The 9,204-nt window shown below is 74.8% G+C and carries 9 protein-coding genes; 4 read left to right on the plus strand and 5 right to left on the minus strand.

The annotated features are described in order from the left end of the window. On the plus strand, positions 1 to 482 hold a 482-nt coding region (locus JFN87_RS29550; protein WP_209345000.1), incomplete at its 5' end, for a hypothetical protein. A gap of 84 nt (positions 483 to 566) precedes the next feature. Here JFN87_RS29550 and JFN87_RS29555 read toward each other — a convergent pair. Beyond that, the gene (locus JFN87_RS29555) at positions 567 to 1,046 is read right to left on the minus strand and encodes an ATP-binding protein (RefSeq protein ID WP_209345001.1); all 480 of its coding nucleotides are present in this window, start codon (positions 1,044 to 1,046) and stop codon (positions 567 to 569) included. 123 nt (positions 1,047 to 1,169) lie between these two features. Continuing rightward, positions 1,170 to 2,081, minus strand: a complete 912-nt coding sequence (locus tag JFN87_RS29560) for an NADP-dependent oxidoreductase (RefSeq protein WP_209345003.1) — start codon at positions 2,079 to 2,081, stop codon at positions 1,170 to 1,172. A 184-nt stretch (positions 2,082 to 2,265) separates the two neighbouring features. Between JFN87_RS29560 and JFN87_RS29565 the strand changes: the two genes are divergently transcribed. Further along, complete coding sequence (locus tag JFN87_RS29565) at positions 2,266 to 3,927, plus strand: bifunctional 3'-5' exonuclease/DNA polymerase (RefSeq protein ID WP_209345005.1); 1,662 nt, start codon at positions 2,266 to 2,268, stop codon at positions 3,925 to 3,927. A gap of 8 nt (positions 3,928 to 3,935) precedes the next feature. Here JFN87_RS29565 and JFN87_RS29570 read toward each other — a convergent pair whose 3' ends face one another. Next, positions 3,936 to 4,925 (minus strand): aldo/keto reductase, encoded by a 990-nt coding sequence (locus JFN87_RS29570; protein WP_209345012.1) that lies wholly within the window; start codon positions 4,923 to 4,925, stop codon positions 3,936 to 3,938. A 14-nt stretch (positions 4,926 to 4,939) separates the two neighbouring features. Further along, positions 4,940 to 5,764, minus strand: a complete 825-nt coding sequence (locus tag JFN87_RS29575; RefSeq protein WP_209345007.1) for an SDR family NAD(P)-dependent oxidoreductase — start codon at positions 5,762 to 5,764, stop codon at positions 4,940 to 4,942. 141 nt (positions 5,765 to 5,905) lie between these two features. On the opposite strand from JFN87_RS29575, the gene JFN87_RS29580 reads away from it, so the two are divergent. Further along, complete coding sequence (locus JFN87_RS29580; protein WP_209345009.1) at positions 5,906 to 6,487, plus strand: DUF1648 domain-containing protein; 582 nt, start codon at positions 5,906 to 5,908, stop codon at positions 6,485 to 6,487. Here the strand turns inward: JFN87_RS29580 and JFN87_RS29585 are convergent. Further along, the gene (locus JFN87_RS29585; protein WP_245182517.1) at positions 6,456 to 7,352 is read right to left on the minus strand and encodes an RNA polymerase sigma factor SigF; all 897 of its coding nucleotides are present in this window, start codon (positions 7,350 to 7,352) and stop codon (positions 6,456 to 6,458) included. The genes JFN87_RS29580 and JFN87_RS29585 overlap by 32 nt on opposite strands. 289 nt (positions 7,353 to 7,641) lie before the next feature. Here JFN87_RS29585 and JFN87_RS29590 point away from each other — a divergent pair, with 289 nt between their 5' ends. Then, on the plus strand, positions 7,642 to 8,940 hold the full coding sequence (locus JFN87_RS29590; protein ID WP_209345011.1) for a baeRF2 domain-containing protein: 1,299 nt from the start codon (positions 7,642 to 7,644) through the stop codon (positions 8,938 to 8,940). Positions 8,941 to 9,204: the final 264 nt, after the last annotated feature.

Below are 9,204 nucleotides of genomic sequence, written 5' to 3' on the forward strand. Positions count from 1 at the left end.
CGGGCCCGGGCTCGGGCGCGGGCAGCAGCGCACCGGCGGGCGGCTCGGGTACGGGCGGCAGCGCGTCGGCCGGCGGCTCGGCGTCCGCCACGTCGCCCGGCACGCATCCGCCGTCCGGGGCGGCGAGTTCGGGCTCCGGCGCGCAGACCGTGCAGGAGGTCGCGGGCAAGCTCGCGGGCACCTGGCAGGGCGAGACCGGCGGCAGCGTGGTGACGCTCTCGGTCAAGGGCGTCGAGGCGGTCGTGATCGCCGGCAGCCACGTCTGCCAGGGCACGATCCGGGACCTGGGCGTGCCCACGCTCTCGATGACGTGCACGGACGGCGACAAGGACCGCGTGAAGGGCGTCGTGCGGTCCAACGACGGCAAGAAGGCCGTGATCGCCTGGGGCGGCACCAGGCGGGACACGCTCAAGAAGAGGGCGCTGCCCGCATCGCCGGGGGCGCCGTCGGCCCGTGCGACCACGAGCGCGCCACAGCCGTAGACGTCCGCGCGGATCGACGCCGCGTTGTCCACAGGCTGTGGACAACGCGGCGTCGATCGGTAATCCGCGAGCCGCGAGCCGCGATCAGCCGATGCCGGGCGACTCCGGGGCGAACTCGCACCACACGGCCTTGCCGCGCCGCGCCCGCGCGAAGTCGCCCCAGTCCACGGCCAGGCCGGTGACGAGCAGCAGCCCCCGCCCCTCCGTCGCCTCCGCGTCGACCGACTCGATCCCCGTGGGCCAGCGCGGCGGCGTACGGGAGGGGTCGGCGACCTCCACGCGCAGCCGCTCCCCCGCTTCGAGCAGGGCGAGGGAGACGGCGCCTCGGGTGCAGCCGCACGGGCAGACGCCGTGGCGTACGGCGTTGGTGACCAGCTCGCTGACCGCCAGTTCGACGGTCGCGGCCAGCTCGCCCTCCACGCACCGGGCGGCGAGCACCTCGCGGGTGTGTCTTCGCGCCCGCCAGACCGCCTCCGGCTTGTGCGGCAGCGGCAGTCTGGCCAGCGGCAGCCAGCGGGGTCGCGCCTGGTGGACGTCGTGCGGAAGTCGACTGTCAGTGAGCATCGTTACTCTCGGACATCAGTGGGTCACTCAAAGCAACCCATGGTGCCCGAGAGGACGGCCGTCATGCCACACCTTCCCCCACATGCCCGGGCCGGCCGGGCGATCCGCGCCGTGCTGCGGGCGTTACGGGACGATGACCAGCTTGCCGCGCGCGTGGCCCGCCTCGCTCTCCGCGTGCGCCTCCGCGGCCTCCGCCAGCGTGTACGTGCGCGCCACGCGCACGTCCAGCGCGCCCTCGGCCGCGAGCGCGAGCGCGTCCGTCAGGTAGGAGCGCCGCTGCTCAGGCGTGGAGCCGCCGCCGGAGAAGACCACGCCCAGTTGCTGCGCCGCCATGTCGGCGATGGTGATGACGCGGTCGGTGGTGCCGCCGCGCAGCTCGATCGAGTCGGGCAGGGCGCCCTTGCCCGCCGTGTCGAAGACCGCGTCCACGCCCTGCGGCGCGGCCGCGCGTACGCGCTCCACGAGCCCGTCCCCGTAGGCGATGGGCGTGGCGCCGAGCGAGCTCACGTAGTCGTGGTTGGCGGGCGAGGCCGTGCCGATGACGGTCGCTCCCCGCGCGATCGCGAACTGCACGGCGATCGCGCCGACGGCGCCCGCCGCGCCGTGCACGAGGAGGGTCTCGCCCTTCTCGACGCCCAGTGCGCCCAGCACGCGCGAGGCGGTCTCGCCGGCGACAGGCAGCGCGACGGCGCGGTTCCAGTCGAGCCCCGCGGGCTTCTTGACGGCGACGGTCATCAGGGCGTGCTCGGCGTAGGCCCGCACGGCCGAGCCCACGACCTCGTCGCCGACGGCGAGGTCGGTGACGCCCTCGCCCACCTCGTCCACCACGCCGGCGGCCTCGAGGCCGGGGACGGACGGCAGCTCGGCGGGCATGACCTCCTGCATCCATCCGTGGCGGATCTTCCAGTCCATCGGGTTGACGCCCGCCGCCTTGACCCGCACACGCACCTGGCCCGGGCCGGCGTGCGGCTCGTCGACGTCGCCCATGTGCAGCACCTCGGGCCCGCCGAACTCCTCGAAAACAGTCGCCTTCATCGTGACCTCCGCTTGTGGCGTGCATGGCTGTGCCATGAGTACCGGTGCGAGCCGGTGCCTCACTTGAGGGATCAAGTGCCGATGGGACGGCGTTGTTCCCGGGCTACGTCCTGTCGGTCTTCCTGTCGGTCTTCCTGTCCGCGTTCCGGGCTCGGTGTCAGACCCGGCTGCGAGACTCGCACCCATGACCGGACGTTGGGCGCTGGCTCCGCTGGACGACGGCGGCGCGCTGCTCGCGCCGCTGGCCGCCGACGGCTCGGCGGCCGGCCCCGTGGTGCGGGAGCCGGATCTGGTGGCGTCGGTGCGTGCGCGGCCGGGCGTCGCGCGGTGGGTGTGGCGTTCGACGCCCGAGGTCTATCCGCGGCTGCTCGCGGCGGGCGTGCCGGTGGAGCGGTGCTACGACGTCGAGGCGGCGGAGCAGTTGCTGCTGGGCCACGAGGGGCGACTCGGGGAGCCGCGGTCGGCCGCGGCCGCGTGGGCGCGGCTGCGGAAGGTGCCGGTGCCGCCCGATCCCCCGCCGCGGTCGGCGGAGCCCGGCTCCCAGTCGTCGCTGTTCGAGCCGAGGGCCGGCTCGGACGTGCCGTTCGAGGGGCTGCTCGCGGTCTACGCGGAGCAGCAGCGCAGGCACGGCCTCGCGGAGCATCCGGGCAGGATGCGGCTGCTGACGGCCGCCGAGTCGGCGGGCATGCTCGTCGCGGCGGACCTGCACGCGGCCGGGCTGCCGTGGCGGGCGGACATCCACCGCGAGGTGCTGCGGGAACTGCTGGGCGAGCGGTACGCGGGCGGTGGCGAGCCGCGTCGGCTGGCGGAGCTGGCGGACGAGGTGTCGGAGGCCTTCGGCCACCGGGTGCGGCCGGACCTCCCGGCCGACGTGGTGCGGGCGTTCGCGCGGGCCGGCGTGCGGGTGAGGTCCACGCGGCGGTGGGAGCTGGAGAAGGTGGACCATCCGGCGGTCGAGCCCCTCGTCCAGTACAAGAAGCTCTACCGCATCTGGACGGCCAACGGCTGGACATGGCTGCAGGACTGGGTGCGGGAGGGCAGGTTCCGGCCGGAGTACCAGCCGGGCGGCACGGTCTCGGGCCGGTGGACGACCAACGGCGGGGGCGCGCTGCAGATCCCGCGCGTGCTGCGGCGGGCCGTCGTGGCCGACGAGGGGTGGCGGCTGGTCGTCGCGGACGCGGCGCAGATGGAGCCCCGGGTGCTCGCGGCGATCTCGCGCGACCCCGATTTCATGGAGGTGTCGGGGCACAGGGGCGACCTCTACGCGGCGCTGTCGGACCGTGCGTTCGCCGGCGACCGTGCGCAGGCGAAGCTGGCGCTGCTCGGCGCGATCTACGGGCAGACCTCGGGCGACGGCCTGAAGAACCTGGCGGCGCTGCGCCGGCGCTTCCCGCTCGCGGTGTCGTACGTGGACGAGGCGGCACGCGCGGGCGAGGAGGGGCGCCTGGTGCGCACCTGGCTCGGCCGTACGAGCCCGCGGGCCGCGGGAGCCGTCGAGGACGACGAGGCCGGCATCCCGCAGGAGGAGGAGGCGCCGCAGGGCTCGACGCCCTCGTCGCGGGCGCGCGGGCGCTTCACGCGCAACTTCGTCGTCCAGGGCAGCGCCGCCGACTGGGCGCTGCTGATGCTGGCGGCGCTGCGCGGCGCGACCGCCGGCATGCGGGCGGAGCTGGTCTTCTTCCAGCACGACGAGGTGATCGTGCACTGCCCGCGGGAGGAGGCGGACGCGGTGGTGGAGGCGGTCCAGTCGGCGGCGGACACGGCGGGCACGGCCGCGTTCGGGCAGACACCGGTCCGCTTCCCCTTCACGACGGCGGTGGTGGAGCGCTACTCGGACGCGAAGTAGCCCGCCCCTCACGCGCCCGGCAGGACGGCCGCCTCGGGCAGCAGGCCGGCCGCCCGGAGGTCCTCCCACAGCGCGGCCGGGACCTCGGCGGTGAGCGCGCCGGCGTTCTGCCGTACCTCGGCCGCGCTGCGCATCCCCGCGAGCACCGTGCGGACCGCGGGGTGCGCCCGTACGAACGCGAGCGCGGCCACCGGCAGCGGCACGCCGTGCCCCGCGCACACCTCGGCGATCGCCCGTGCCCGTGCGACGAGCGGTGCGGGCGCGGCGGCGTAGTCGAAGACGGGGCTCTCGTCCGGTGCGGCGAGCAGCCCGCTGTTGAAGACCCCCGCGCCCACGACGTCCACGCCGCGCTCCGCGCACAGCGGCAGCAGTTCACGGCCCGCCTCGGCCCGCAGCAGGGTGTAGCGGCCTGCCACGAGAAGGCAGTCGATGTCCGTCTCGCGGACGAACGCGGCGGGCACGGCCACCTGGTTCATGCCCACGCCGACCGACCCGACGACGCCCTGGTCGCGCAGCGCGGCCAGCGCCGGGTACGCCTCCGTGAGCGCCTGGCGCGCGTGGTCGTCGGGGTCGTGGATGAACACGATGTCGACGCGATCGAGGCCGAGGCGCTCCAGGCTCTCGTCGAGCGAGCGGCGGACACCGTCGGCGCTGTAGTCACGCACCCGTACGCGGTTGGGCGTGCCGTGGAAGCCGTCCGCGCCCTGCACCGAGTCCGGCGGACCCCCGCCCGGCACCAGCAACCTTCCGACCTTGGTGGACAGCACGTACGCGTCGCGCGGCTTGCCGGCGAGGAAGCGGCCGAGGCGCTCCTCGGACAGCCCGACGCCGTAGTGCGGCGCGGTGTCGAAGTAGCGGACGCCCGCGTCCCAGGCGGCCTGGAGCACGTCGTGCGCCGCCTCGTCCGAGAGCGGCGCGAAGAGCCCGCCGAGGGTCGCGGCGCCGAAGCCGAGGGTCGTGACGGGCAGCCGGGAGCGGCCGAAGGGCACGGTGGGCAGCGGCGCCACGGGCGTCACCGGGTGCCGTCGCCCGTGGCCGCGGGGCGCAGCCTGAGGCCCTGCATACCGCCGTCGACGGCGAGATCGGTGCCGGTGGTGGCGCCCGCGTGCGGACCGGCGAGGTAGCAGATCGCGGCGGCGACCTCGTCCGCGGAGACGAGCCTGCCGGTGGGCTGCCGTGCGTTCAGCGCGGCGCGCTCGGCGGCCGGGTCGGGCGCCGCGTCGAGGAGGCGGCCGACCCACGGGGTGTCGACGGTGCCGGGGTTGACGCAGTTGACGCGTACGCCCTCGCGGATGTGGTCGGCGGCCATCGCCCTCGTCAGGCCGAGGACCGCGCCCTTGCTCGCGGAGTAGAGCGCGCGCTGCGGGAGACCCGCGGTGGCGGCGATGGAGCAGGTGTTGACGATGGCGGCCGTGGGCGGCTGCGTCCCGGTCCTGGCGGCGACGCCCTTGCGCAGCAGCGGCAGCGCGGCGGCGGCCACCCGGGCCATGCCGGTGACGTTGACGTCGAGGACGTGTGCCCACTCGGCGTCATCGTTGTCCTCGACGGTGCCCTGCGCGCCGATGCCCGCGTTGTTGACGAGGACGTCGAGCCGGCCGAAGCGCGCGTCGACTGCGGCGAACGCCGCGTTCACGGATGCGCGGTCGGTGACGTCGCAGGTGAACGCGTGCAACTCGGCGGGCGCCGCTTCGGCGTTGACGTCGAGCACGCACACCTCGGCGCCACGCGCCGCGAGTTCGAGCGCCGTCGCCAGGCCGATGCCCGAGGCACCGCCGGTGACCGCGGCCACGAGGCCGCCGAACTCGGCGCCGTGCGTGCTCCCGGAAGTCTGAGTCATGGGCCGCCGTCCCCTTCGCCGAACACGCCTGCTGCCAGGTGCCGTCGGCCAAAAAACCTATAGGAACATCCGCCCGGGGAGAACCCGGCGAGCGCCGGGGCAGCGGGGGCAACGGGGACAGCGTGGGGGACAATCGCGGGCATGGTCTTCGCCCCCGGTCTGCGCCTGTGGCTGCTTCCCAGTGGCGCCCTGCTGATCGCGCTCGCCGTGTGGGGCGCGGTGCGCTACCCGCATCTGCCCGACCGCATACCGCGGCACATCGGCGCCGGCGGGGTGGACGCGTGGGCCGGGCGTTCGATCGCCGGCGCGTTCGCCCTCGTGTTCGTCTACGCCGGCGTGACGGCGCTGCTCTTCGGCTGCGCCGAGTGGGTGCTGCGGGCAGCGCCTCGCACGCGGGCGCCCGCCGCGCGGGCGGGCGCCTGGTCGTCTGCGTCCTCCTCGTACCCGTCCTCTACGCACCGGCCCAGGAGCCGGGAATCGGCCCGGCGCGTCGCCAGGTCGCTGCTGGTGCTCGACGCCTGCGTCGGGGTGTCGTTCTTCGCGGGCTGCGCGGTCCTCTGGCGGTCGGCGCCAGACCCGCACGTGCCGGTCTGGATCGCTCCCGCCGTGATCGTGCCGATCGTGGCGGGCACCGCCTGCACGGTGGTGGCGGCGCTCCGCGAGCGTGCCGCGGAGCGCCGGCCGGCGGACGTCAACCGTGGTCCGAGAGGACCTCGTCCCTGATGCGCGAGCACGAGCGGCTCAGCAGCCGTGACACGTGCATCTGCGACACACCCAGGTCCTCCGCGATCTTGCTCTGCGTCATGTCGCGGAAGAACCGCAGGTAGAGCACCTTCCGCTCGCGCGGCGGTAGTTCGCACAGCCGGGGCCGCACGGCCTCACGGTCGATCACCACGTCGATCGCCGGGTCCGGCTCACCCAGCGTGTCGGCGAGCGCGGGCGCGTACCCGTCGGCGGGGCCGTGGAACTGCGCGTCGAGCGACAGGGACGTGAAGCTCTCCATCGCCTCCATGCCGTCCGCGACCTCCTGCTCCGTCAGGCCCGCGTGCGCCGCGATCTCCGCGGCCGTCGGGGTGCGGCCCGCCATCTCCCCCGTCTGGGAGAGTTCCTGGCGCGCCTTGCGGATCCTGCCGCGCAGGTCCTGCACGCGCCGCGGTACGTGCACCGTCCACATGTAGTCGCGGAAGTGCCGCTTCAGTTCGCCGTCCACGGTCGGGACGGCGTAGCTCTCGAACGCGATGCCCCGCGACGGGTCGTACCTGCGCACCGCCTTGACCAGGCCGAGCGCGGCCACCTGCCGCAGGTCCTCAAGAGACTCGCCGCGGTTGCGGTAGCGCCACGCCATGCGGTGCGCCAGCGGCAGCCAGGCCGTGACGATCTCTTGCCGTATGCGCTCTCTCGCCGCCTCGGCGCCGGGGCCGTCGCCGGTCAGCGCCGCGAGGGCCGCGAACGCCTCGGACGTGTCGGGGGCGTCGTCGTGCGGGTGGTGCTTCGACGCTGGTCGGGGGTGCTCGGTCGCGGTAGTGGCGGTACGAGGGTGCTCAGCGGACGTACGGGAAGACACGCGCGTGGCCATGTGCTCACCCATCCTCGAACGGTACGGACTCTCACCGCAGAGGGCGGCTTCTCGGAACCCAGACGTACACACGCCCGGAGCGGTGGGCCGCTCTCACGGGACATGCCTCCGGTCCGAAGCACACTTCATCCATCCCCGGCATGAAACAGATAAAACCATTTAATGGCCCCCAAATGCCGCAGACAAGCATGCAACGGGTCAGAACTCAAGGCGCGGACGTATAGGGGCCGACGGTGCCGGGTACTCGCCGCGTCCAAGGCGCGCAAGCGTCAGCACCACACGCAACCCGCAGGAGGAGCACATGAACCTCGCACCCCTCGCGCCCCTCTACGAACGTCCAGGCCCCTGGGCCTCGGTCTACGTCGACACCTCGGCCACCGACCAGTCCCCCACGGGGCGCCGGGCCCTGCGCACGCGGCAGGTCTGCGCCGACCTCGCGGAGCAGGGTGCGGACGAGGCGACCCGCAAGGCCGTTCGCGACGCACTCGAAGCGCTCGCGACCGAGCCTCCGGAGGGCGGAGGCGAGACGGGCGGCCTCGGGCGTCCGCCCGGCCGTGCGCTCTTCGCGTCGCACGGCGAGGTGGTGCTCGATCCGCCGCTGACCGTCGCCCCGGCGACGGAGGCCGCCGCCTCGTGGGCCCAGCTCCCGCACGTCGCGCCGCTGCTCGAGCTGGCGCCCGAGGAGCCGCGCTGCCTCGTCGCGTACATAGACCGCATCGGCGCCGACTTCGAGCTGCGCACCGCCACCGGCCGCGAGCCGGCGGGCAGCGTGGACGGCGAGGACTGGCCGGTGCACCGCACCGCCACCTCGGAGTGGGACGAGCGCCACTTCCAGCTGAGCGTCGAGAACACCTGGGCGCAGAACGCGAAGAACGTCGCCGACGCCATCACCGCGAAGCTCGCGGAGACCGGCGCGCAGGTGACGGTGCTCGCGGGCGACGACCGCGAGCGGCGTACCGTGCGCGTGCATCTGCCACGGCAGGTGGAGGCGACGGTCGTCGAGTCGCCGCACGGCGGCCGGGCGCGCGGTGCGGACAGCCGGCTGCTCGAGGAGGACGTGTCGGAGGCCATGCGCGCGTACGCGCGGGACCGCACGGCAGGCGAGCTCGACCGGTTCCGCATGGCGCGCACCATGTCGGGCGGCTCCATCGACGCGGCCGAGGGCGTGCCCGCCCTGGTGGAGGCCGCACGCGAGCACCGCATCGGCACGCTCTTCGTGCAGCCGCAGGGGTCCGACGCGCGCCGCGAGGTCTGGGCGGGGCCGCAGCCGGACCAGATCGCGCTGCGCCGCACCGAGACGCGCTACCTCGGCGAACCCGAGCCGTTCGCCGCGCGCGCGGACGACGCGCTGATCCGCTCGGCGACGATGACCGGGGCCGACGCGGTGGTGGTGGAGCCGCCGCCGAACGGCAGGGGCGACGACATCGGCGTCGGCGCGCGGGCCTCGATGTCCGGCGATCAGGACGTCGAGGAGGACGAGGCGCAGGCGGACGAGGTGCGCGCACGCGAGACCCGGGGCCCGACGGGCGGCCTCGGCGCGCTGCTGCGGTGGCCGTACGCGACGGAACACCCGCAGAGCGAGCCCGGCACCGCGCCGTAGGCGCGGGCCCGCCGGTGTCCGGACCCGATCCGGACACCGGACACCGGCCACGGCGCAGGCCGCCCACTCCCCACCGGCAGGCACCGGCCCGCCGCGCGGCAGGCACCGGCCCGCGCCCTACCGAGGCGGCCCGGCGACAGCGCACGCCGCTCCCGCCGAGATCGGAAGAGCACTCGTCTGATCTTCTGCCACCGATGCGACCGGGATCTCGACGTGTGCCTGGGAGAAGGGGGGGCGGGGGGGGGGGGGGGGGGGGGGGGGGGG

Source organism: Streptomyces montanisoli, from assembly GCF_017813245.1.
GTDB lineage: Bacteria > Actinomycetota > Actinomycetes > Streptomycetales > Streptomycetaceae > Streptomyces > Streptomyces montanisoli.